The 22,267-nt window shown below is 59.5% G+C and carries 20 protein-coding genes, 1 tRNA gene and 1 pseudogene; 14 read left to right on the forward strand and 8 right to left on the reverse strand.

From position 1 onward, the window contains the following. A pseudogene (locus C7477_RS15150) lies at positions 1-206 on the forward strand (IS110 family transposase); the annotation flags it as partial. Between the two features lie 246 nt (positions 207-452). On the opposite strand, the gene C7477_RS15155 reads toward C7477_RS15150, so the two are convergent. Next, the gene (locus tag C7477_RS15155) at positions 453-863 is read right to left on the reverse strand and encodes a tellurite resistance TerB family protein (protein WP_110753677.1); all 411 of its coding nucleotides are present in this window, start codon (positions 861-863) and stop codon (positions 453-455) included. Positions 864-1,152: 289 nt separating this feature from the next. Here C7477_RS15155 and C7477_RS15160 point away from each other — a divergent pair, with 289 nt between their 5' ends. The 3 genes from C7477_RS15160 to C7477_RS15170 all read left to right on the forward strand — a co-directional run bounded on the left by C7477_RS15160 (position 1,153) and on the right by C7477_RS15170 (position 4,356). Beyond that, complete coding sequence (locus C7477_RS15160; RefSeq protein WP_110753679.1) at positions 1,153-2,445, forward strand: ATP-binding protein; 1,293 nt, start codon at positions 1,153-1,155, stop codon at positions 2,443-2,445. A 189-nt stretch (positions 2,446-2,634) separates the two neighbouring features. Further along, entirely contained in the window at positions 2,635-3,516 is an 882-nt protein-coding gene (locus C7477_RS15165; protein ID WP_181418446.1) for a sulfite exporter TauE/SafE family protein, read from the forward strand. A 3-nt stretch (positions 3,517-3,519) separates the two neighbouring features. Continuing rightward, positions 3,520-4,356 carry a TIGR02186 family protein gene (locus C7477_RS15170; protein ID WP_110753683.1) on the forward strand — a complete coding sequence of 279 codons (837 nt, stop codon included), beginning with the start codon at positions 3,520-3,522 and terminating at the stop codon, positions 4,354-4,356. Positions 4,357-4,571: 215 nt separating this feature from the next. Here the strand turns inward: C7477_RS15170 and pdeM are convergent, their stop codons facing one another. From pdeM to C7477_RS15185, 3 genes are all read right to left on the reverse strand, one after another. Further along, a complete protein-coding gene (gene pdeM / locus C7477_RS15175) occupies positions 4,572-5,279 on the reverse strand; it encodes a ligase-associated DNA damage response endonuclease PdeM (protein ID WP_110753685.1) in 708 nt (235 codons plus the stop codon). Continuing rightward, a complete protein-coding gene (locus tag C7477_RS15180) occupies positions 5,276-7,801 on the reverse strand; it encodes a ligase-associated DNA damage response DEXH box helicase (RefSeq protein WP_110753687.1) in 2,526 nt (841 codons plus the stop codon). The genes pdeM and C7477_RS15180 overlap by 4 nt, the downstream gene beginning before the upstream one ends. Before the next feature lie 62 nt (positions 7,802-7,863). Then, positions 7,864-8,781 (reverse strand): class I SAM-dependent methyltransferase, encoded by a 918-nt coding sequence (locus C7477_RS15185; protein WP_110753689.1) that lies wholly within the window; start codon positions 8,779-8,781, stop codon positions 7,864-7,866. 99 nt (positions 8,782-8,880) lie between these two features. On the opposite strand from C7477_RS15185, the gene C7477_RS15190 reads away from it, so the two are divergent. Next, complete coding sequence (locus tag C7477_RS15190) at positions 8,881-9,891, forward strand: ligase-associated DNA damage response exonuclease (protein WP_110753691.1); 1,011 nt, start codon at positions 8,881-8,883, stop codon at positions 9,889-9,891. Positions 9,892-9,893: 2 nt separating this feature from the next. Next, positions 9,894-11,519: a cisplatin damage response ATP-dependent DNA ligase gene (locus tag C7477_RS15195; protein ID WP_110753693.1), complete on the forward strand. Its 1,626-nt coding sequence runs from the start codon at positions 9,894-9,896 to the stop codon at positions 11,517-11,519. 346 nt (positions 11,520-11,865) lie between these two features. On the opposite strand, the gene C7477_RS15200 is transcribed toward C7477_RS15195, so the two are convergent. Then, entirely contained in the window at positions 11,866-12,903 is a 1,038-nt protein-coding gene (locus tag C7477_RS15200) for a hypothetical protein (protein WP_110753695.1), read from the reverse strand. Between the two features lie 194 nt (positions 12,904-13,097). Between C7477_RS15200 and C7477_RS15205 the strand changes: the two genes are divergently transcribed. The 5 genes from C7477_RS15205 to C7477_RS15225 all read left to right on the forward strand — a co-directional run bounded on the left by C7477_RS15205 (position 13,098) and on the right by C7477_RS15225 (position 16,346). After that, positions 13,098-14,060 (forward strand): NAD(P)H-dependent flavin oxidoreductase, encoded by a 963-nt coding sequence (locus C7477_RS15205; protein ID WP_110753697.1) that lies wholly within the window; start codon positions 13,098-13,100, stop codon positions 14,058-14,060. A gap of 133 nt (positions 14,061-14,193) precedes the next feature. Then, a tRNA-Thr gene (locus C7477_RS15210) sits at positions 14,194-14,269 on the forward strand. A gap of 156 nt (positions 14,270-14,425) precedes the next feature. Further along, entirely contained in the window at positions 14,426-15,307 is an 882-nt protein-coding gene (locus tag C7477_RS15215) for a hypothetical protein (RefSeq protein WP_110753699.1), read from the forward strand. Positions 15,308-15,435: 128 nt separating this feature from the next. Further along, positions 15,436-15,684: a hypothetical protein gene (locus C7477_RS15220; RefSeq protein ID WP_110753701.1), complete on the forward strand. Its 249-nt coding sequence runs from the start codon at positions 15,436-15,438 to the stop codon at positions 15,682-15,684. Then, on the forward strand, positions 15,681-16,346 hold the full coding sequence (locus C7477_RS15225) for a disulfide bond formation protein B (RefSeq protein ID WP_110753703.1): 666 nt from the start codon (positions 15,681-15,683) through the stop codon (positions 16,344-16,346). Before C7477_RS15220 ends, C7477_RS15225 begins: the two co-directional genes overlap by 4 nt. 7 nt (positions 16,347-16,353) lie before the next feature. On the opposite strand, the gene C7477_RS15230 is transcribed toward C7477_RS15225, so the two are convergent. Next, positions 16,354-16,950 carry a peptide deformylase gene (locus tag C7477_RS15230; RefSeq protein WP_210206156.1) on the reverse strand — a complete coding sequence of 199 codons (597 nt, stop codon included), beginning with the start codon at positions 16,948-16,950 and terminating at the stop codon, positions 16,354-16,356. Positions 16,951-17,368: 418 nt separating this feature from the next. Here C7477_RS15230 and C7477_RS15235 point away from each other — a divergent pair, with 418 nt between their 5' ends. Beyond that, the gene (locus C7477_RS15235) at positions 17,369-17,662 is read left to right on the forward strand and encodes a hypothetical protein (protein ID WP_146226108.1); all 294 of its coding nucleotides are present in this window, start codon (positions 17,369-17,371) and stop codon (positions 17,660-17,662) included. A 444-nt stretch (positions 17,663-18,106) separates the two neighbouring features. Here the strand turns inward: C7477_RS15235 and C7477_RS15245 are convergent, their stop codons facing one another. After that, positions 18,107-19,411 (reverse strand): NAD(P)/FAD-dependent oxidoreductase, encoded by a 1,305-nt coding sequence (locus tag C7477_RS15245; protein WP_110753711.1) that lies wholly within the window; start codon positions 19,409-19,411, stop codon positions 18,107-18,109. A 320-nt stretch (positions 19,412-19,731) separates the two neighbouring features. Between C7477_RS15245 and C7477_RS15250 the strand changes: the two genes are divergently transcribed. After that, complete coding sequence (locus C7477_RS15250) at positions 19,732-21,462, forward strand: long-chain-fatty-acid--CoA ligase (RefSeq protein ID WP_110753713.1); 1,731 nt, start codon at positions 19,732-19,734, stop codon at positions 21,460-21,462. 125 nt (positions 21,463-21,587) lie between these two features. Here C7477_RS15250 and C7477_RS19015 read toward each other — a convergent pair whose 3' ends face one another. After that, positions 21,588-21,890 (reverse strand): hypothetical protein, encoded by a 303-nt coding sequence (locus tag C7477_RS19015; protein ID WP_181418440.1) that lies wholly within the window; start codon positions 21,888-21,890, stop codon positions 21,588-21,590. A gap of 98 nt (positions 21,891-21,988) precedes the next feature. Here C7477_RS19015 and C7477_RS15260 point away from each other — a divergent pair, with 98 nt between their 5' ends. Continuing rightward, positions 21,989-22,240, forward strand: a complete 252-nt coding sequence (locus tag C7477_RS15260; protein WP_110753715.1) for a helix-turn-helix domain-containing protein — start codon at positions 21,989-21,991, stop codon at positions 22,238-22,240. Positions 22,241-22,267: the final 27 nt, after the last annotated feature.

Raw genomic sequence — 22,267 nt, forward strand, 5'->3', positions numbered from 1 at the left:
GCGGGCGCCGTCACATCAGGCCGATGCTCTTCATCGCAGCCCTGACCGCCATCCGCGGCAAAAATGATCTGGCCGCGGCATACAAGGCATTCCTCAAAGCCGGGAAGCCAAAGCGCCTCGCTCTTGCAGCCATCATGCGAAAGATCATCATCCGCGCAAACGCCCGCATCCGTGACCAAATCGCTCCCAAGCCGCAACTGACTTGATGACGGCAATATGGCTTTTGACACCAGCCCAAACATTTCTGCCTGCAAGACGATGAAGTTTCAGGCGAAGAACCCTCTCCTTCCGTCATTCCTGTGCTTGTCATAGGAATCCATGCCTCAACCTATCCATTCACGACAACGGCGCAAAAGGACACCAAGCGATTCCATCAAAAGAGGAAGCTATCAAAGGCAAATCCAGGAAAGGGCGGGAAGCGGCTTCCGTTTGGATTGCGTAAAAACCGGAAATTAGAGCTTGCGGAAGCGAACCCGGGCGCTTCGTTCTATAGCGGCCACGGTAAGCTCATCGAGGGTCCAGCGGTCTCGCAGCATTTGCAGGAAAAGCAATTCTTCCTGCTCTACATGCAGATCGGCCGCCGCAATCTCGACCGCCAGCGCATAGGCGGTATCATATAGCCGTTCGGGCAGTGCTCCATGGGCGATGTCGAGGATGCGATCAAGTCCGTCCTCATCTTCCAGCAGCGCATAGCAGCGGGCGGCAAGTTCCGGGAGCCGGCTCGAATCGAAGCCACGGAATACGGGAAGGCGGGTGACGATATTACCGATGGAGGAAAGCTCGGCATCGGTCATTCGGGTATCGGCCGCCGAAGTCGTGACCATGATATAAACAAGCGCATCCTGCGGCGAAATCTTCGACATGCCTTTTCCTCGCATCTTTGGCACGGTCCTCGGCCGAAGGTCAGCGCCGGCAAAAAATTGCGGGCTTTCCGGATAAGACCATGCGGCTACAATAGTTTAAAGCCGACGCGAACCTAGAAGGACCACCGCCCAGGCGCAAGGAATTTTCCTTGCGGCCGCACGGTCTCAGCCGGCATTCCTGTGCTTTGTCGTCAAACTGTCATTCAAGGCGCCTCACTGTCATGTACAGCATGAAACCGGAATTCATGCTATGAAGCATGATCAGGCGTTTGGGTATCCTTGGGGCAGGATGAGCGAAATCTATAAGCATCTAACGAAATCAGGGGTTCTGGCACGGGTTAGCGGGCGCATCGTTCGCGCCCGCCATATTCTAGGTATCGCGTTTTTGGCACTGCTTCTGGTGCTCGTATCGGGGGCCTCCCTGCCGGTCATGGCGGTTTGCAGCATTGTCCTGCTGTTGGCGGTAGCGGCTTTCATGCCTGCTCCGCGCGTGGAAGAAGCCCTTGCAAGCTCTGGCGGAGGGCCGGAAAGCGGCCTGTCGCGCATTTCCGGCGAACATCTGGCCGAGCAACTACCCGATCCGATGATCATCTTCGATGCCGGCGGCATGGTGCTCTATGCCAACAAGGTAGCCCGGGAGGCGTTTCAGCCTCTCACCGAGGATACCACGCTTTATCTGCGCTTTCGCGCGCCGGAGATGCACGGACTGATCCAGGGGGTGATCACCGATGGCGAACCCCGCGCCATCGATTATTTCGAGCGCCTGCCGCTTGACCGCTGGTACAAGGCCATGGTCATGGCGCTCGATGCCGGCGAGGGCCATCCGGCATCCTTCGTGCTGCTTTTTCGCGACCAGACCGAGATGCGCAGGATCGACCGGATGCGGTCGGATTTCATTGCCAACGCCAGCCATGAATTGCGCACGCCGCTCGCCTCGTTGCGCGGCTTCATCGAAACACTTCAAGGGCCTGCCCGCAACGATGCGGCGGCGCGGGAGAAATTTCTCCAGATCATGCAGAAGCAGGCCGAGCGCATGGCGCGTCTCATCGATGACCTGCTCTCGCTTTCCCGCATCGAAATGAGGGCTCATATTGCGGTAACGCAAAGCATCGATCTCGCCAACGTCATGAACCATGTGGCGGATTCACTCACCCCGCTTGCCAACGGGCTGGAGATAACGATCGAACGGCAGATCCCGGCTCATCCCGTCAAAGTGCTGGGCGATCGCGACGAGCTGATCCAGGTGTTTCAGAACCTGGCTGAAAACGCGTGCAAATACGGTCAGTCGGGCAAGCGCGTCATCATGCGCCTGGAGGAGGAAAACGGGCCGGACGGCAAGGAAGTCGTGGCCTCGATCGAGGATTTCGGTCCGGGCATTCCATCGGAGCACCTGCCGCGCCTCACCGAACGTTTCTATCGTGTCGATGTGGAAACAAGCCGCGCGCAGAAGGGGACAGGTTTGGGCCTCGCGATCGTCAAGCACATCCTGACACGCCATCGGGGCCGGCTCGTGATTCGCTCGCAGGCGGGCCAGGGATCGACATTCATCGTTCGCTTTACGGCACTGGAAACAAAAGGCTGAGGGGTGCCGTGTGTTCATTCTGCCTCAGGCCGCCACAAAAAGAATTCTCCAGCGAATCCGCCTTTTTCAAACAACATTATACCAGTAACCCTTTCTTGAGGGCCGCCCATCGGCGGATCGCGCATCGCTTGGGTTTCACCGGAATCGAAATTGGGTATCTATCTCCCCATCGCCGAAATCTCTGTCAACATGCTGGTTATTCTGGGCATGGGGGCAGCGGTCGGCTTTCTTTCTGGGATGTTCGGCGTCAGCGGCGGCTTTCTCATCACCCCCCTACTCATATTTTATAACATCCCGCCGGTGGTCGCGGTGGCGACGGGCGTCAACCAGGTCATCGCTTCTTCCGTGTCCGGCGCGCTCGCCCATTTCAAGCGGCGCACGCTCGATATCAAACTCGGGCTCCTACTGGTGGCGGGCGGTCTTCTAGGTTCGCTGATCGGCATTTCACTCTTCTCGCTGCTGCGTGAACTCGGCCAGCTCGACCTGATTGTTTCTCTGCTCTATGTGCTGCTGCTCGGCACGGTCGGCGGTCTGATGCTTATCGAGAGCTTTCGCGCGCTGCAACGGGTTCGCCGCGGGCAGGCCGTCAACCTGAAGCGGCCCGGGCAGCACAATTGGGTGCACCGCCTGCCGCTGAAGATGCGTTTCCGCGCCTCGAAAATCTATGTCAGCGTCATACCCGTGCTCGGCATCGGCTTTTTCATCGGCATCCTCGCCGCAATCATGGGTGTGGGCGGCGGCTTCATCATGGTGCCGGCGCTGATCTACCTCCTGCGCGTGCCGACCAACGTGGTCATCGGCACATCGCTGTTTCAAGTCACCTTCGTCACCGCCTTCGCCACTGTCATGCAGGCGATGACCAACCATTCGGTGGACATCGTGCTGGCGCTGCTGCTGATGATCGGCGGGGTGATCGGCGCGCAATATGGCGCGCGCGTCGGGCAGAAATTGCGCGGCGAGCAGCTTCGGCTGTTGCTGGCGCTTCTGGTGCTTGCGGTTGCGCTTCGCCTTGCCTTCGGACTTTTCATCAGGCCGGATAATCTCTTTTCGATATCGCTTGCGGACGGATGAGCCATGGTTTCCCGGCGCTACCCGCATTCGATATGGCAAATAGTCCTCGCAGGCAGCCTTTTCCTTGGCGCCTCGCCCTCCCTCGCCCAGACGGCGCCGCCGGGCGAGACAATCGAAGCATCGACTGCCCAAGCAGAAACGATCGAGATCGGGCTTTCTACCGAAACCATCGCCATCACTTCGAATTTCCGGGGGACCGACCTCACCATCTTCGGGGCGCTCGACAATGCCGACCCGCTGACCAGACGGCAGGGGCGCTACGACATCGTCGTCGTCCTGCAAGGGCCGGATCGCGACCTTGTGATGCGCAAGAAGCAGCGCTATCTCGGCGTGTGGGTGAATGCGGAATCGCAGACCTTTCTCGGCGTTCCGCTTTCCTATTCGCTCGCCTCGACCCGCAGCCTGCAGGATATCACCGATCCGGAGGCATATCGCCAGCTCTCGCTCGGCGTCGACAATTTCCATCTGACGGCGGTGATTTCCGAAAACTCCCCGCAGGACATCAAGCAATTCGGCCAGGAGTTGCGGGAAATTAAAACACAGGACGGCCTCTACACCCAGCGCATCGGCGGCGTGGAGTTTATTTCGCCAACCTTGTTCCGCGCAACGCTGTCGCTGCCAACGAATGTTCCAGTGGGGCGGCATAAAGCAAGGGCGCTGCTGTTTCGTAACGGGACCTTCCTGCGCGAGGCGAATACCAGCCTGCAGATCGTCAAGGCCGGCCTTGAATACCGCATCTACGACGCGGCGCAGAACCATAGCCTGCTCTACGGCTTGTTCGCCGTATTGCTCGCCGTCGTTACCGGCTGGTTCGGGAGGCTGTTGTTCCGCAGGGATTAGAGCTTTTCGCATTTTGATGGAATCGATGCGTACGCCCTCGTCCTTCGAGGCTCCATTCCGCTTCGCTCCACTACACACCTCAGGATGAGGGCTACTGAGACGCTGCGCCCTTCATCCTCATCCTGAGGTGCGAGCGAAGCGAGCCTCGAAGGGCGAGGATGAAGGGCTCCGCCGGCGATCAATGCTGTTTCTATTAAACAGTAAGCCGCTCACATCTAACCCGAAAACAGCGCCGAGCGCCCGACGGGATAGACGCGGTCAGCGCCAAGCATGAAGGCCAAAAGCCGCGCTTCATCGAAGAGCCCGCGAAATGCCCGGTCCAGCACGTTGAGCGCGCCGGTATAGGCGCCGAAGGCGGGCATGATCAGCCGGTTGCCATCGCTGGCGAAACAGGAACGGCGCACCGAGCGCCCGCGGCGGACGATGCGCGCAGCCGGGTGCAGATGCCCGGCGATTTCGCCCGGCACGCAGCCTGATTGCGGCTCGTGACGTAAGATGAGCGGGCCGATGGCCAGTTCGCTTGCCACATCGCCCGGCAAGTCGACCGGGTTTTCCGGATCGTGGTTGCCGGTGATCCATACCCACTCGCGCCCCGCTATCAGGGCTTTGAGTCGCAACGCATAGAGCGTGGGCAGGCGGGCGGAGGCTTTGGCATCATGGAAACTGTCGCCGAGGCTGACCACCGTGGCGGGGTTATAACGGGTGATGACGGCGGCGAGGAGATCAAGCGTTGCGGCGGTATCATAGGGCGGCAGCATCATGCCGCGCCGGGCAAAAGAGGAGCCCTTCTCCATATGCAGGTCGGAGACCACAAGCAGCCGCATTTCGGGCAAATAGAGCGCGCCGGTGGAATCGCAGAGGGCCTCTACTCCGGCGATGGCCGCGTTTGCCATGCCGCTATTCGCGTGTAACGCTATAGTCATTTCTCTCCCATTACTTCACGGATCAATTCATCGGCGGCTTCCGCCAGAAGCACATCATTGGCCTCGCCTGCCACCGATTCCCTGCCGATATCGAGCATCACCGGAAGGGCCAGCGGCGAGACCTGCGTGAGACTGCGATGCACGATTCGTCCCTTGATGCGCGAGAGCATATCGCCCAGGCGGCGAATGTCGAGAAGGCCGGTGGCGGCATCGGCGCGGGTGGCCTTGAGCAGGATATGGTCCGGCTCGTGGGTGCGCAGCACGTCATAGATCAGGTCGGTCGAAACCGTCACCTGGCGGCCGGTCTTCTCCTGGCCCGGATGACGTCGTTCGATCAGCCCGGAAATCACGGCGCAATTGCGGAACGTGCGTTTCAGGAGATAGCTTTCATCAAGCCATGCCTCCAGATCGTCGCCCAGCATGTCCTCATCGAACAATGCCCCGAGCGGCAGTTCGCCACTGCGGAACATCGCGCCCAGATCGCGCAAGGCCCAGACGCCGATGGAATAATCGGTGGCGACGAAGCCTAATGGCCGAGCCTTCGCCCGCTCCAGCCGCCGCGTCAGCAGCATGCCGAGGGTCTGATGGGCGAGCCTGCCCTCGAAGGGGTAGGCCACCATGTAATAGCGGCTGCCACGCGGAAAGGTCTCGACCAGAAGCTCGCCCGCCTTGGGCAGGACGGATTTCCGTCGCTGGATTTCCAGCCATTCATGAACCTGATCGGGCAGCGCATCCCAGCGCTCAGGATCGGCCAGCATGGCGCGGACCTCGCCTGCGAGGTAGGTGGAAAGCGGGAACCTGCCACCGGCATAGACCGGGATCTTGGCATCCTGTCCCGCCGCATTGGAGGCGATGCATTCATTGTCGCGGATGCCTTCGAAGCGCAGCACCTTGCCGGCGAACAGGAATGTATCGCCCGGCGCCATGGTTTCGAGGAAATATTCCTCGATCTTGCCCAGCACCCGCCCGCCATAGGCCTTGCCGCGCCCGCTTCTGGTAAGCCGCACGTTCAGTTCCGGCGCCTCGACGATGGTGCCGATATTGAGCCTGTATGCTTGAGCGATGCGCGGATGGCTGACGCGCCATGTGCCGTCGGCGGTCTTGCGGATCTTGGCGAAGCGCTCATAGCTCTTCAGCGCATAGCCGCCGGTCGCGACGAATTCGAGGATATGGTCGAAGGTTTCGCGCGGCAGATCGGCATAGGGCGCGGCGGAGCGGATTTCGCGGTAGAGCAGGTCGGCGTTGAACGGCGCGGCGCAGGCCATGCCCAGCACGTGCTGGGCGAGCACATCGAGTGCGCCTTCGACAAGCGGCGGCGTGTCCTGTGCGCCCAGATAATTGGCATCGAGCGCGGCCTGGCATTCCATCACCTCGAAGCGGTTGGCCGGAACCAGGATGGCGTGGCTTGGCTCGTCCATGCGGTGATTGGCGCGGCCGATGCGCTGGGCAAGGCGGCTTGCGCCCTTCGGCGCGCCGACATGGATCACCAGATCGACATCGCCCCAGTCGATGCCGAGATCGAGCGTGGAGGTGGCGACCACGGCGCGCAAGCTGTTTCCCGCCATCGCCTGCTCGACCTTGCGGCGCTGGCCGGCATCGAGCGAGCCATGGTGGAGCGCAATCGGCAACGTATCCTCGTTGATGCGCCATAGCTCCTGGAACAGCATTTCCGCCTGGCTGCGCGTATTGACGAAGAGCAGCGTGGTGCGGTGGCGGCGGATCGCCTCGTAGATATCGGGCAGCGCATAGCGCGCGGAATGCCCGGCCCAAGGGATGTGCTCGGCGGATTTGAGAATGGAAATCTCCGGCTTCGCCCCGCCCTCGACCGTGATCAGACCTGCCATCGGCTGCGTCTCGTCCTGCCCGACCAGCCAGCGCCGCAATTCATCCGGTTCCGCCACCGTCGCCGACAAGCCGATGGTCTGCATGTCGGGCTTCAATTGTCTCAAGCGCGCCAGCCCCAGCGAGAGGAGATGGCCACGCTTGGAAATGACCAGCGAGTGGAGTTCGTCGAGCACAACATAGCGCAGTCCGGCGAAAAACCGCTCCGCATCCTTGGAGGCGATGAGCAGGGCGAGCTGTTCGGGCGTCGTCAGGAGGATATCGGGCGGCGCGAGCTTCTGGCGCTGGCGCTTGTGCGCAGGCGTATCGCCGGTGCGCGTCTCGACAGTGATGGGCAGTTGCATCTCTTCGACGGGAATACCGAGATTGCGATGGATATCGACGGCAAGCGCCTTCAGCGGCGAGATATAGAGCGTGTGGATGCCTTGCCTCGCGACACCCGGCCTGTTGCGGCGGCCCACGCGTCCTGCCAGATCGACCAGCGAGGGCAGGAAGCCGGCGAGCGTCTTGCCGGCGCCGGTGGGGGCGATCAGCAGCATCGAGCGACCCCGTTCGGCCTCGGCCAGAAGCTCCAGTTGATGCGGACGCGGCTGCCAGCCCTTCGCGCGGAACCATTCAAGGAATGGCTCCGGCAGGGGGAAGGGCTTTTCGGCAGGCGCAGGCTTCGCGTTCAGGGTCACGCGGGGGAAGTTAATGCGTCACCGCGCCGCCGCCAAGGATTTTGTTCACTTTTGTTCTTGTTTTAGATTCGCCGCGCGACGGTGATGATGCCGGTGAGTGGCTCGCCGCGGTCATGGCGGATCGTGGCCTTGTTCATTTCGAGCGGCTCGAAGCCGTGCTGGTCCAGAAGGCGGCGGACATAGACCACCGAATGAGTGAAGCGCAGCGAGGGTTGCAGGACGAGTTCTTCCTGCGACGCGTCTTCATGCGTCTCGACGGAAAACGCGAACAGGCCGCCCGGCTCCATTATGGTTGCGATATTGGCGAAAGCGCGGTCGAGAGCTCCGACATAGACGAACACATCCGCAGCAACCACGAGATCGACCGGGTTATCGGGCTTTTTCAATTCATTGACGTCGCCTTTTGCGAGGCGGTCGTAGAAGCCTTTTTCTTCCGCCTTGCGCAGCATGGCGTCCGAGAGATCGATGCCTTCCAGAAAATCCGCCGAAGCGCGCAGCCGCTCACCCATCAGGCCGGTTCCGCAGCCTAGATCGATCACGCGGCGATAGCGGCGGTTTACCCCTACCCGAGCGATGGCCTCAGCAAGAAGTTCAGGAACGCGATAGTCGAGCTTGTCGAGAAGGGCCGTTTCGAAAGTGGGCGCATAGGCGTCGAACAAGGTTTCTACGTAAGCAACCGGCGGCGTATCAGGCTGGGCCGTCAGGCCAAGGCTTGCCAGCTTCAGGCTCGCGCCGAACCGGTCGTTCGCATCGGCGGCGAGCACTCCGCGCCATGCCTTGGCAGCGGCTTCCAGATGACCGGCCTTTTCCTCCATCTCGCCCAGGCGGAAAAGACCCGCCACCCAATCCGGCGTGATTTCCAGCGCCTGCCGCATGAGGTCCGCCGCACCCGCATGATCGCCCGCCTCGAACATCATCTCGGCATAATGGGCACGGCGGTCGGCGATGAGATCGCCCGAGGAAAGGAATGCGCGTGTCATGAAAACCGGATTTTTATGATTGAGGTGCGCGGCATATGATCTTCAACCCGAGCTTTGGCAAGGCTTTTCTCCCGTCACGTTCCTCCCTATCTTGCATAAATGCGCCCAGAGGAACTTCTTCGCCCCATGCCGCAAGGCCTTTGCTGCCCGCCGGGCGATTTCCATATCGACCCGGTGCGGCCCGTGGCGCGTGCCCTCATCACCCACGGCCATGCCGACCACGCCCGTGCCGGGCACGGGCATGTGCTCGCCACGCAGGAAACGCTCGATATCATGCGGCTGCGCTACGGTGAGGGTTTTGCGGGATCGACGCAGGCCGTCAGTTTTGGCGAAACTGTTACTATCAACGGCGTCACGGTGCGCTTTCACTCGGCGGGGCACGTGCTGGGTTCGGCCCAGATCGCCGTGGAGCAAAACGGAATGCGGATCGTCGCGTCGGGCGATTACAAGCGCCAAAGAGACCCGACCTGCCGGGGCTTCGAGCCGGTCGCCTGCGATGTCTTCATCACCGAGGCGACCTTCGCCCTGCCGATCTTCCGCCATCCCGATGCCAGCCATGAGATCGCCCTGCTGCTCAAATCGGTGGCGCAGTTTCCGGAGCGAAGCCATCTCGTCGGCGCCTATGCGCTGGGCAAGGCGCAGCGCGTCATCAGCCTCATCCGGCAAGCAGGCTACGACAGGCCGATCTATATCCACGGCGCGCTGCAGAAGCTTTGCGAGTACTATCAGTTCCAAGGTATCGACCTTGGCGATTTGCAGCCGGCGACGCTTGAAGATGGGAGCCCGAACGATTTTGCGGGGGCAATCGTCATCGGTCCGCCTTCGGCCTTCGTCGACCGCTGGGCGCGGCGCTTTCCCGATCCGCTCGCCTGCTTCGCCTCGGGCTGGATGCGTATTCGCCAGAGGGCAAAGCAGCGCGGCGTGGAGTTGCCGCTCATCATCTCCGATCATTGCGACTGGGACGAACTGACCGCCACGATCGGCGAGGTTGCGCCTGGCGAGGTCTGGGTGACGCATGGGCGCGAGGAAGCGCTGGTGCGGTGGTGCGCGCTTGCTGGCATTCCGGCGCGCCCGCTGCATCTTGTCGGCTATGAGGACGAGGGAGATTAAGGGTGGAAGCCTTCGCCGAACTGCTCGACCGGCTGGTGCTGACGCCGCAGCGCAACGGCAAGATCAGGCTGCTTGTCGATTATTTCCGCGCGACTCCCGACCCGGAGCGCGGGTTTGCGCTTGCCGCCATCACGCGCGACCTGGATCTCGCAAGCGTAAAGCCCGCCATGCTGCGCGCGCTGATCATCGAGAGGGTCGATCCTGAGCTCTTCGCCTATTCCTATGATTATGTCGGCGATCTCGCCGAAACCATATCGCTGATCTGGCCGGCCCCCGAACAGAGGCGCGCGAACCGCCCTCCCCTGCTTTCCGAGATCGTCGAAGCCTTGTCGCAGGCGTCGCGGCGGGAGGGGCCGTTGCTGGTTGCGCGGTGGCTGGATGACCTCGACGCGTCGGGACGCTACGCGCTTCTGAAGCTCGTCACCGGCGGCCTGCGCATCGGCGTTTCCGCGAGGCTCGCCAAGCAGGCGCTGGCGGATTTCGGCCAGGTGGACGTGACCGAAATCGAGGAACTCTGGCATGGGCTGGCCCCGCCTTATGAAAACCTGTTCGCCTGGCTCGAAGGGCGCGGACCGCGCCCCGCCAGCCTTGCGGCAGCGCCTTTTCGCCCCGTCATGCTGGCGACAGCGCTGGACGAGGCGGATTTTGCCAAGCTCGATGCGAGCGACTATGCGGCGGAGTGGAAATGGGACGGCATCCGCGTACAAGCCGTGGCGGAGGATGGCGTCCGGCGCATCTATTCGCGCATCGGTGACGATATTTCCCACGCCTTTCCCGACATTCTGGAGGCCATGGATTTTGAAGGCGCCATCGACGGCGAACTTCTGGTTGGACGCCTTGGCGAAAACGGCATTGCCGCCGGGACGTTCGGCGATTTGCAGCAGCGGCTGAATCGCAAGATAGTGACCGCTAAACAACTGTCGGATTTTCCCGCCTTTGTGCGCGCATATGATTTGTTGCAGGAAGGCAGCCAGGCCGGCGGAGCGGATCTCCGACCCCTGCCCTTCCGCGAGCGGCGGATGCGCCTCGAAGCCTTCATCGCCGGGCTTGATCCGCAGCGCTTCGATCTTTCGCCGCTGATCGTGTTTAACGACTTCGAGGAACTGGCGGCATTTCGCGGTGCGCCGCCGCATCCGATAATAGAAGGCGTCATGCTGAAACGCCATGACAGCCCCTATCTGCCGGGACGTCCCAAGGGGCCGTGGTTCAAATGGAAGCGTGATCCGTTTACCGTGGATGCGGTCGTGGTCTATGCCCAGCGCGGCCATGGCAAAAGGTCGAGCTATTATTCGGATTTCACCTTCGCTGTCTGGACCGGGCCGGAGGATGCTCCCATGCTCGTGCCGGTCGGCAAAGCGTATTTTGGCTTCACGGACGAGGAATTGCTGCTGCTCGACCGCTTCGTTCGCGAGAACACGACTGAGCGCTTCGGACCCGTGCGCGCGGTGCGGGCTGAGCCGGATCACGGTTTGGTTGTGGAGGTGGCGTTCGAAGGCCTCAACCGCTCTACCCGGCATAAATCCGGCGTGGCTATGCGGTTTCCCCGGTTTTCAAGGCTGCGCTGGGACAAGCCACCGAGAGAGGCGGACCGGCTGGAGGCGCTGGAGAAACTGCTGGAACAAGCTTGAATTTTCGCAATTTTGCTATCTACCAGAGCGCGAAAACCCTGCTACAAATTGCAAATTCGAAAGCGGAAGCAGCACGCGTCGGGACCAGCCGGCGCACCGGTGAAGACGGGCTACACCGGCATAGGCGAGTGCCTCGCTTTCGAAATAATGGAGGTGAGAATGATGTGGTATCCAATACTACCAATCAGGATCACGCTGCAGGTAAGGAAAACCCGGACGGGCTGGATAATCACCGTCCGGGTTGGACTTAACAACTAGCAGCAAAGCGGCCTTGGGAGTTAGCCCTCCCAAGGTCACTCCAATAATATAAAGGGAAAGCCCGCGCCTTTCAAGGATGTGCACGGAGCTACTCCGCGACGCTAACCCTTATCGCATAGATATCAACGGCCTTGCCCGTGCCGCTGACATCGCTGTTGATGGTGATGGTGCCGGGGGCATTTGGCGTCTTGCCGCCGGAGAAATCCGCGTCGAACAGGAAGTCGCTTCGGGCATCGGCGACATCGTAGCGCTTGCGGCCGCAATCGCCCAATGCGCCGAAATCGCAACTAACCGCCATCTGGGTCGGCTTGCCGTCGTCGCTGCGAGCGACGATGTCGAAGGTCGCCTTCTTGCCGGCGATCTGCTTGAGGATCCCCTCGCCCACATCAAATACGACTTCATCGTCGCTGCCGAGGGTTTTCACCCGCGCGACGCTGACCGAACCCTGGTTTGCGATTTCCGCTGTCGCACTGCCCCGCACCGCGATACGCGTCGGCTCGGAAGGGCTGAAAATATTGATCCACTTGCCATCCAGGACATCCTCCCCCTCCCGGGCAGGTGCGCCATTCAGCAGCGCCGTCGTGCGCGACGGCCCCATGACGTCGGTGAAGCTGTTATAAAGCGACCAGCCCATCAAAGCGAACACCAGAAGGATGAGCGCGGGCAGCACATAGGAAAGAAAGGCCGAGCGCGGCTTTTTTTCCACATCACGACGCGGCGCGCCGCCTTCGAAGCCAAAATCAGCATCGCGCTGCTTCTTCTTGGCCGTAGGGCGCATATCGTCCCGGTCGAGCGATGGTCCATCGGCAAGCGAAGCGCCCTTTGCCGACATAGACCCATTGCGCCCTTCCTGGCGATGCTCGGCGGGCCGCAAAGATGGCTCAACGCGCGCGCCTGAAGCGGGGGCAGCGGGCATCGCCGGGCGAAACTCCGTCTCGATATGCGAGATCGTCGCCTTGAGGCGGTCGCGGCGCTGCGTCTTCTGCGCCTCGCTCAGCGACGCGTTGGCGGCAAGCGCATGCTCATGCGCGCTCCAGGCCGATTCGTAAATCCGCTGACGCGTGGCGGGATTGGCGGCATCGCCCTTGGCGAATGCATTGCGTATCGCGCGTTCTATGCCTTCCAACTCGGATTTCCTCTTACAACGCCAGAACGAAGGCAAATTAGAGCATGATGGCTCCATGCTCTAGAGGATATGGGCGGTTAATCAAGCATTTACACTTTTTCTTAAAGTACGCGCGTCTCGCCACCAAACTTCCGTTTACGGAAACGTCAAAATCCGGCATATAATTTTCCAAACGCGTGAGTGGGAGAAAACACATGGCATTGCCCGAAATTTTGAAAAGCAAGCTGCGCATTCCTGTTGTCGGCGCGCCGCTCTTCATCATCTCCCATCCCGCGCTCGTTCTGGCGCAATGCAAGGCCGGAATCGTCGGCTCCTTCCCGGCGCTCAACGCGCGGCCTGAATCCCAGTTGGACGAATGGCTGGCTGAAATCACCGAGACGCTGCGCGACCATGACGCGAAGCATCCGGAAAGCCCCGCCGCGCCTTTTGCTGTCAACCAGATCGTCCATCACTCCAACAAGCGGCTGGAGCATGATCTGGGACTTTGCGTGAAATACAAGGTGCCGATCGTCATTTCCTCGCTAGGCGCGGTTCCCGAAGTCAATGCCGCGATCCATTCCTATGGCGGCATCGTGCTGCACGATGTCATAAACAACCGCCATGCCAATTCCGCCATCCGCAAGGGCGCCGATGGGTTGATCGCGGTAGCGGCGGGCGCGGGCGGACATGCCGGTACACTCTCGCCTTTCGCCCTCATTCAGGAAATCCGCGAATGGTTCGATGGACCGCTGCTCCTGTCGGGAGCGATCGCCAACGGGCGCTCGATTCTCGCTGCCCAGGCGATGGGGGCTGATCTGGCCTATATCGGCTCGCCCTTCATCGCCACGCATGAGGCGCGCGCCGCGGATGAATACAAGCAGGCGATCGTCGAATCGGCTGCTTCAGACATTGTCTATTCCAATTATTTCACCGGCGTTCATGGCAATTACCTGAAACCCTCCATAGCGGCAGCGGGCATGGACCCGGACAATCTGCCGGAAGCCGATGCTTCCAAGATGGATTTCGACAAGGCGACAGCGGGCCCCAAGGCCTGGAAGGAAATATGGGGCTGCGGACAGGGTATCGCCGCGGTCAAGGAAATCGCGCCAGTGGCGGAGCTGGTCGCGCGGCTGGAAAAAGAATACACCGTGGCAAAGGCCGCTCTCATCAGAGGATAGGTAATACGCTCTCGTTGAAGCTCCATTCTTTGCAAATCATCCGATTTGCACCCTTGCATTTCAGTCGCGAGTTAGGTATCAGCGCAAACAGTCGGTCCGGGATGATTTTTCGGACGCTCGGGGTATTCCCCTTGCCGCTTTAGCTCAGTTGGTAGAGCACATCATTCGTAATGATGGGGTCAGGTGTTCGAGTCACCTAAGCGGCACCATTTTTCCCAATGAAATTGTTGATATTAGTTTGGTGTGGTGCCCGCACTGCATTTCAATTGTGTTTTTAAAAACCATCCTCTGTAGCGGTTTATTGTTGTGGTCTGGTGTTACCTTTGGCACAAACCGACGACGGCTTTTGGGCAAACGGGGGGCACATGGACAAAAAACCTGCAGGGAATTTTTCAGCCATTGCATCGGTTGATGAAGAGGCATTTGAATTCTTCAATATGTTTGATGCATTTGGAATCGAAGACCGTGACCGGGCGTTGGCTTTGGTGGGGGAAGCGACCAAAATGGGTCTCCTGCACCCTGGCTTCGGCGGTCGTGCAATTTCGGAAATGCAGCCTCCTCCCCTCGGAGAACCCAAAGGCGCGCTACTCGGCCATCCGAACATTTTTCGCAGTGGAATCGTAGTATCGCTAGTGAACGTGAATAATCAAATGACCGTGGATGGCGCATCCGTCTACTTCAGCGAAGGTGTGCAACATCGGTTTGCACTGGAATCAATAACACTATCGAAAAATCGCGGGATGGGGATTCTCCATGGCACCATTGCCGATGACGTGGCAATTTCTGTTTTCGAACCGTCCTTTATCTCTGACCGGCAATGGCACGGCGAAGGCAGTATCCACGAGATCGCGTTATACGGAGTCCCATATTGGTTAGAAATCGGCACTCCGCCGCCCATTGAGGTTCCCGATCGTTTTTCTGGAGATGGCACAGAGACCAAGCTCCTATATTTCAACAAAGCTGCGATGATCCTAGCCTTGAAGGACGCACCGCCGAGTTTCTATTCAATTCTTGGGCCTGTAAAAGCTGTACGGCCATACAGCTTGGAGGTGCTGGGACAGCGCATCACGGAAATTACGGTAACTGTCGCTCGCGTGGGTGAAGATTATGAAAAGGATGTCGACATTAAGCTCTTTGTCCCCGACTCAATCATGAGCGCCGGGACGATCCCAGACGTAGGCCACCAGATACAAGCAACAATCCGGCTTTGTTCACGCCTATGGATTGCTAATGTGGGACGTAATTAAACGGAAGCGATTGAATAAATCAAAGCAAATACAAATTATTATTAAATTATCACTCAATTTACATTTTTCATTTTAAATGAGCCCTTGATTTATACTTGATTTTTCGCGAATACTCAGGAGATCAAGCCATGATGGCCGCCGTTTTTACATTGCTGGCGCTAGCGTTGCTGTTTGGCTGGTTCGGCCGGCGTGACATCGCACTGGTCTTCATCATTTTCTTTCTTGTCGTGGCATTGAAGGAGTTCCTGTGGGAAATCCATAGCTCCTCCTATGGGTATCGCATGCCGTGGCTCCAGACCCGGTTCATGAAGGCTCCACCCGTAGCGCCCCACCTCACAGCTGACCATCGCTTGATAATCCAGGGAGCATTGGCATGAGTCCTCATCGCACCAATTCCCCTCGTACGGCTCCCCGTCGGACCAGCCCCAAACAAACCCCGGCGACGCTTGCGACCAGCCCTGAGCCGGTGCCTGCAGAGCCGCGCCTTGCCACGTTGCATTACCTTTATCTACTGGCCATGCTGGCGGTCATCGCCGCCATCCTCACCGCGGCGATGGTGATGCAATATGTTCGGGGCGAACTGCCCTGCCCGCTCTGCCTGTTGCAGCGGGCGGCGCTCTTCGGCGTCGCCTTCGGCATCATGCAACAGTTCCATAGCGGCTTTTCCTTCCGGAACACGGGGCTTAGCCTGCTTTTCGCAATCTTCCTTCTGGTCGTATCGGTGCGGCAGACGCTGCTCGATATCTATCCGCGTCCCGGACACGAATATATCGGCAGCGCCATATTGGGCCTGCATATGCCGGTATGGTCGATCCTGATCGCGATTGCCCTGCTCATCGCCTATGCGTTCAAACTCATTATCTTCGGAAATGCCGATGAGGTGCGCAATGCGCGCCTTGCGGATCACCCGCTGATACGCGCGCTGGCGCTCGTGCTCGGCCTCTATATGGTCGCCATCGTCCTGATCAATTTCGGCTCAGTGATACTGCAGTGCGGCCTCGATGAATGCCACACCTTCAGCTACAAGCTGCTGCAATAGTAGTGTCTTAGGGTCGGCAGGAAGCCAGCGCCTCGATGTCTTCCGCCGGTTTGTCCTTCCAGAACCGGGCGTAGTTTTCCATCGTGGTGAAGCTTTGACCGAGCATACGGTCGGTATAGAGCGTTCCGTTGATGTGGTCGATCTCATGCTGCAATATGCGGGCGTGCCAGCCCTCAGCCTTGATGTGGATAGGCTCGCCATTCTGGTCGAGGCAATCTACCTCGACGCGCGTCGCGCGCGGCACGAGCGCCGAGAACCCCGGAAGGCTCAAACAGCCCTCGAAGAAGACCGCTTCCGGTCCGGGCAGAAGCCGTATCCTGGGATTGATGACGACGTGGAACGGTACGGGAGCTCGTCCGCGCCGGGCAAGATCTTCCTCGGATATCCCCTTATGATATTCAGCCCGATCCTCAATGACGGCGAGTTGCAGTGACTGGCCGACCTGCGGCGCCGCCAACCCCACCCCTGCGTTGCGGATGGTTTCTCGCATCAGTTCGATCAAGCGCTGTATGTCCGATGACCTGATTTCGTCTACCGTAAGGTCTCGCCCGACCTGACGGAGGACAGGATCGCCAACCGTGGTTACTTGAAGACGCAAAGACATGGCATTCTCCTCAGTTTTCGGGAGTGCAGTATATGCCATCTACAGCGCAGCGAAAAGTTTCGCTTGTTTTACCTCTTTATTGGGATCGATCAGGCCGCCCGACTCGTACAGTATAGCAATGCGGCTGGACCTGTGCGCCCGGCTGGGGGCCTGGCGCGGACGCCCCCTTTCCGCGCCGGGCCTCCTCTTCTTCTCGTATCAATCCTCGAGAAGTGCCGCTGGCCACGCTCCTGCCGAAATCGATTCAGGGATAAAATCATACAGCATTCAAAAGTTTTGGAGCGTGTTTTGCGCGTCCAATTGGAGGCGCCGCGCTCCAAGCGGGATAGCAACTTATTGGAGTAGCGCTCCGCCCGCCGCTCATCCATGATTGCCCGCAATCGGCCGGATGCCGCCGTTCCAGATCGAGGAGAATAAAATGCCTGAAAGAGAAAGCCGGCCGGACCCCGCCGACATCATTTTCCCGCAATATGCGGGCGACGGCCCGGCACTGCTTGAAGATGAAAAGAAGCACGTACTGGGCTTTCGCTTCGTCTACGGACTGGCGCCGCAGGAGCCGATGATCGAGATCCGCCTACAGGACGGCAGCTCCGCAATCCAGACATTCCACATTCCCCTGCCGGATGCGATGTATCTGCTCGGCGCGCTACAGCATGTCCAGCAAGAGACGGAAGCAGAAATTCCAGTGGAGCCGCCTATTCTAGCAAAATAGGCGGATAACAATGGTCGGATTGCAGGCAAACCCGTCTATTCCTTGATTTTCTGGCGCGGCGCGCTAAATATACTTTCATTCAGACAATGAAATGCTGGCCTCCTTGTTCGGCGGACAGCATCATCGTTTGAGGGAGGTAACAATGAGTGAGATTTCAATGGGCTGGCCCAAAGAGCGCCGCCCGGCTCCGTCGCATATAATCCAGAAAATCCGTACGGAAATGCCCAAGCCGTCGGCAGATCGAACGCGCATTTCCGATGTATTACGGCTGGCGAAAGGCGGTTATTCCCGCTGCCGGCGCCGGTATCCACCGGCAAAAAGCCCGCAGAAATAGTGACCAGCTAGAGCATGATCCCGAAAAGTTGCAGACTTTTCGGATAAGATCATGCGGCTACAACAAAGACTTAGAGCGGGGCACTCGATTCAACTTAATCGCATCCCGCTCTAATGGCGCCGCCGCTTCTCTGGACGCGGGGCGGATATCATGCTGGTCTCCTCGCGAGCCTGTCCCTGTGTGATGAGGCGGGCGCTGCGATGGCCGGTCACATAGATCCATAGCCAGCTCAAGCCAACAGCAATGCGGTTGCGCGTGCCGATGAGAAAAAAGATATGGGCGACGCACCATATCCACCAGGCAAGCCAGCCGCGCAGCTTGATCCAGCCGAAATCGATAACCGCGGCGCGCTTGCCGATAGTCGCCAAGCTACCGGTGTGCTTGTAGCGGAAAGGCCCTGGCTCCGGCCTCCCCGCCAGCCGCGCCTTGATGACGGTTGCGACATAGCTGCCCTGCTGCTTGGCGGCGGGAGCGATGCCCGGAACTGGACTGCCATCCGGCGCGAGGACGGCAGCGGTGTCGCCGATGACGAATATCTCCGGGTGATCAGGAACAGTCAGGTCCGGCTCGACCTCGACCCTGCCCGCGCGGTCAGCCGGTGCGTTAAGCCATTGCGCGGCAGGGGATGCCTTGACGCCGGCTGCCCACAAGACAGTTGCCGTCGCCAACTTTTCCTTGCCGAAGACCACATAGCCGTCCGCGCACTCCGTCACCGGCGCGCCGGTGCGAACCTCGACGCCAAGCCGCTCCAGCGCCTTCTGGGCATAGGCGGAAAGATCCTCGCTAAAGGCGAGCAGGATGCGCGGGGCCGCCTCGATCAACACCACCTTGGTCAGATGCGGATCAATATTGCGAAACTCCTTGACGAGCGTCACATGGGCTAGTTCGGCGATGGCGCCGGCTAGCTCCACGCCCGTCGGGCCGCCGCCGATGATCACGAAGGTTAAAAACGCCTGCCGCCGCGCCGGATCGGTTTCGCGCTCGGCGCGTTCGAAAGCCACAAGCATCCGGCGGCGGATCGTGGTGGCATCCTCGAGATTCTTCAGGCCTGGAGCGAATTTTTCCCATTCGTCGTGGCCGAAATAGGCGTGGGTCGCCCCCGTGGCGAGAACCAGCGTATCATAGGGTACAAGATGGCCATCGTGTAAAAGCACCTCGCGCTTTTTCGAATCCACGCCTCTTACCGTGGCAAGGAGTGTTTCCACCTCCGGACGGTTGCGAAAGAGATGGCGGATCGGCCAGGCGATTTCCGAAGTCGCGAGCATCGCTGTCGCCACCTGATAGAGCAGCGGCTGAAACAGATGATGGTTGCGCTGATCGATAATCGTGATGCGAACCGGAGCCCCCGCCAGCGAGCGAACGGTTTCGATACCGCCGAATCCCCCGCCGACCACGACGACATGCTGCTCAGCCAAGGAATACTCCCGCTTTTTGCCCGTTACTTTCAATAAATACCAATGTAGATTAATAAAATCACGGATCAATGAAAGATAATTATTTCGGTCAGCGTGGCGGAAAGGTTGAGAACCTTGACTCCGTCGAGGATTTTTACGCTTACGTCAATGTCACTCTTGCGTGAGAGCGTGAACTGGCCGTAGATAAGGATGGAGGAAGAGAACCGACCGCGATATCCCGTTTGAGGCCAAGGCCGAGGAATGGGTGAACCGCGAGACGGTCGACGCACTTAACAGAATCAAGGGAGGCAGATTTGGCACAGGAAGAGACATCCGCGGACATGTCCGCGTCGAAGACCGTCGCAGTGCAGGCAAGCGAGACGGCGGAACAGACGCCTTCCATTGCCGCCGAGCGCATCTGGCTCAAATCCTACGCCCCCGGCGTGGAGCCACAGATTGTTACGCCCGCCTATTCCTCCATCGGCGATCTCATCGTCTCGTCCTGCCGCAAATTCGCGGACCGGCCTTCCTTCACCAGCATGGGCAAATCGCTGACCTATGCGGAACTGGAGAAGCATTCGGCATCGCTCGCCGCCTTCCTGCAATCGAGCGGGCTTGCCAAGGGCGACCGCGTGGCGCTGATGATGCCGAACGTATTGCAATATCCGGTCGCCATTGCCGCCGTGCTGCGGGCGGGGCTGGTCGTGGTCAACGTCAACCCGCTCTATACGCCGCGCGAGCTTGAGCACCAGTTGAACGATGCCGGCGCCAAGGCGATCATCATCCTGGAAAATTTCGCCACAACGCTGGAGAAGGTGCTGCCCAAAACGCAGGTCAAGCATGTCATCGTTGCCGCCATGGGCGACATGCTGGGCCTCAAGGGGCATCTGGTCAATCTGGTCGTGCGCAAGGTCAAGAAGATGGTCCCAGTCTGGAGCCTGCCGGGCCATGTGCCGTTCAAGGCAGCGCTGGCACAAGGCGCGGCAAAGGGCTTTTCACCGGTCGATGTGGCGCCGTCCGATGTCGCCTTCCTGCAATATACGGGCGGTACGACGGGCATTTCCAAGGGCGCGACACTGCTTCACAGCAACATCCTCGCCAATGTCGAGCAGATGCGCGTGTGGATCGATGTCGCCTATCGGCTCAAGGGCAAGCCGAAGGAGACGAACTTCATCTGCGCGCTGCCGCTCTACCATATCTTCGCGCTCACCGTGAACGCGATGATGGGCATCCAACAGGGCGCGCGCAACGTGCTGATCCCCAATCCCCGCGATATTCCGGCTTTCGTAAAGGAATTGCAGAAATATCCGGCCCATATCTTCCCCGGCCTCAACACGCTGTTCAACGCGCTCCTCAACAATGAGGATTTCCGCAAGCTCGATTTCAAGCCGATGATCCTGACACTTGGCGGCGGCATGGCCGTGCAGCGTCCCGTCGCGGACCGCTGGCGGGAATTGACCGGTTGCCACATTACCGAAGGGTACGGCCTTTCCGAGACGGCGCCGGTGGCGACCGCCAATAGCCTCGACGCGACCGAATATACCGGCACCATCGGCCTGCCGCTCCCCTCGACCGATCTGGCGATCCGCGACGAGGAAGGCCATGACCTTCCGCTGGGCGAAGTGGGCGAGATCTGCATTCGCGGCCCGCAGGTGATGCGCGGCTACTGGAACAGGGCGGACGAGACGCAATCGGCCTTTTACGGCGACGGCTTCTTCCGCACCGGCGACATGGGCTTCATGGACGAGCGCGGGCTGACCAAGATCGTCGACCGCAAGAAGGATATGATCCTCGTTTCCGGCTTCAACGTCTATCCCAACGAGATCGAGGAAGTGGCGGCAGGTCACCCCGGCATCGTCGAGGCGGCGGCTGTCGGCATACCCAACGAGCATTCCGGCGAGGTGGTGAAGCTATTCGTCGTGCGCCGCGATCCGAACCTGACCGAAGAAGAGGTCAAAGCCTTCTGCGCCGAGCGGCTGACCAACTACAAGCGCCCGCGCATGGTGGAATTTCGCACTGAACTGCCGAAGACGAATGTGGGGAAGATTTTGCGGCGGGAGCTGCGGGGGTAGATTCTTTGTTTTGCAGCCTCGCGGAGCCACCCCCCTCTGCCCTGCCGGGCATCTCCCCCTCAAGGGGGGAGATTGGCTGAGAGTTCCTCTTTCGCCAATCGCCAACGTTGCAGGATTGGGTGCCATCATCGATGAAGGCCAATCTCCCCCCTTGAGGGGGAGATGCCCGGCAGGGCAGAGGGGGGTGACTCCGCGTGCCCCTCATGGCTCACGCTATAGAGACGAACTTTATCGTCCTGGTAAATCAAATAAACCAATTCACCATGCGTTTTTGGATTTATAAGCTCGCGATCCGTTTTCAAGCGAGCGATTAATCCAACCAGTCCCAGAATGAAAGCGGGCGGGATAATCAGCCATAGCGCCTTCAGCCAGTCCGGCAGTGATTGGTATGTATCGAAGAAATCCTGCCAGAAATTATAAGATTCCATATCCCAACGGACCGCGTTCCTCTTGTCGGATAGATATCCTATTCTGGGATAATCCGAAAGTGAAATTAGTCGTTGTGCTCCGGTTTTGGCAGGGGCACATGACGAATTCCTTTCATTCTGAATCCTATGCCATCTTGCTCACGGTGTTAATTGAGGCGCGCCGTGACAAAGGACTTACACAGCAAATTGTCGCGGAGAGGTTACGGAAGCCTCAGTCGTATGTTGCAAAGATTGAGGGCGGTGAACGGCGTCTAGATATGGTGGAGTTCATAGCGCTTTCCCAGGCATTGGAAATCAAACCCGATGCGCTTTTTGCACGTATTTTGGAAGCCATTGAACATCTCGACTGAGTGAGGGGCTTCCTTGATGCGCCTTCG

The sequence above is a fragment of the Paramesorhizobium leguminum genome, from assembly GCF_003217235.1.
Classification (GTDB): domain Bacteria; phylum Pseudomonadota; class Alphaproteobacteria; order Rhizobiales; family Rhizobiaceae; genus Paramesorhizobium; species Paramesorhizobium leguminum.

Bases quoted from the DNA above. Each gene is read 5' to 3' on its own strand.
- C7477_RS15155 (WP_110753677.1), bottom strand. From the start codon at position 863: ATGTCGAAGATTTCGCCGCAGGATGCGCTTGTTTATATCATGGTCACG.
- C7477_RS15160 (WP_110753679.1), top strand. From the start codon at position 1,153: ATGAGCGAAATCTATAAGCATCTAACGAAATCAGGGGTTCTGGCACGG.
- C7477_RS15165 (WP_181418446.1), top strand. From the start codon at position 2,635: ATGCTGGTTATTCTGGGCATGGGGGCAGCGGTCGGCTTTCTTTCTGGG.
- C7477_RS15170 (WP_110753683.1), top strand. From the start codon at position 3,520: ATGGTTTCCCGGCGCTACCCGCATTCGATATGGCAAATAGTCCTCGCA.
- pdeM (WP_110753685.1), bottom strand. From the start codon at position 5,279: ATGACTATAGCGTTACACGCGAATAGCGGCATGGCAAACGCGGCCATC.
- C7477_RS15185 (WP_110753689.1), bottom strand. From the start codon at position 8,781: ATGACACGCGCATTCCTTTCCTCGGGCGATCTCATCGCCGACCGCCGT.
- C7477_RS15190 (WP_110753691.1), top strand. From the start codon at position 8,881: ATGCGCCCAGAGGAACTTCTTCGCCCCATGCCGCAAGGCCTTTGCTGC.
- C7477_RS15205 (WP_110753697.1), top strand. From the start codon at position 13,098: ATGGCATTGCCCGAAATTTTGAAAAGCAAGCTGCGCATTCCTGTTGTC.
- C7477_RS15215 (WP_110753699.1), top strand. From the start codon at position 14,426: ATGGACAAAAAACCTGCAGGGAATTTTTCAGCCATTGCATCGGTTGAT.
- C7477_RS15220 (WP_110753701.1), top strand. From the start codon at position 15,436: ATGATGGCCGCCGTTTTTACATTGCTGGCGCTAGCGTTGCTGTTTGGC.
- C7477_RS15225 (WP_110753703.1), top strand. From the start codon at position 15,681: ATGAGTCCTCATCGCACCAATTCCCCTCGTACGGCTCCCCGTCGGACC.
- C7477_RS15230 (WP_210206156.1), bottom strand. From the start codon at position 16,950: ATGTCTTTGCGTCTTCAAGTAACCACGGTTGGCGATCCTGTCCTCCGT.
- C7477_RS15235 (WP_146226108.1), top strand. From the start codon at position 17,369: ATGCCTGAAAGAGAAAGCCGGCCGGACCCCGCCGACATCATTTTCCCG.
- C7477_RS15250 (WP_110753713.1), top strand. From the start codon at position 19,732: ATGTCCGCGTCGAAGACCGTCGCAGTGCAGGCAAGCGAGACGGCGGAA.
- C7477_RS19015 (WP_181418440.1), bottom strand. From the start codon at position 21,890: ATGGAATCTTATAATTTCTGGCAGGATTTCTTCGATACATACCAATCA.
- C7477_RS15260 (WP_110753715.1), top strand. From the start codon at position 21,989: ATGACGAATTCCTTTCATTCTGAATCCTATGCCATCTTGCTCACGGTG.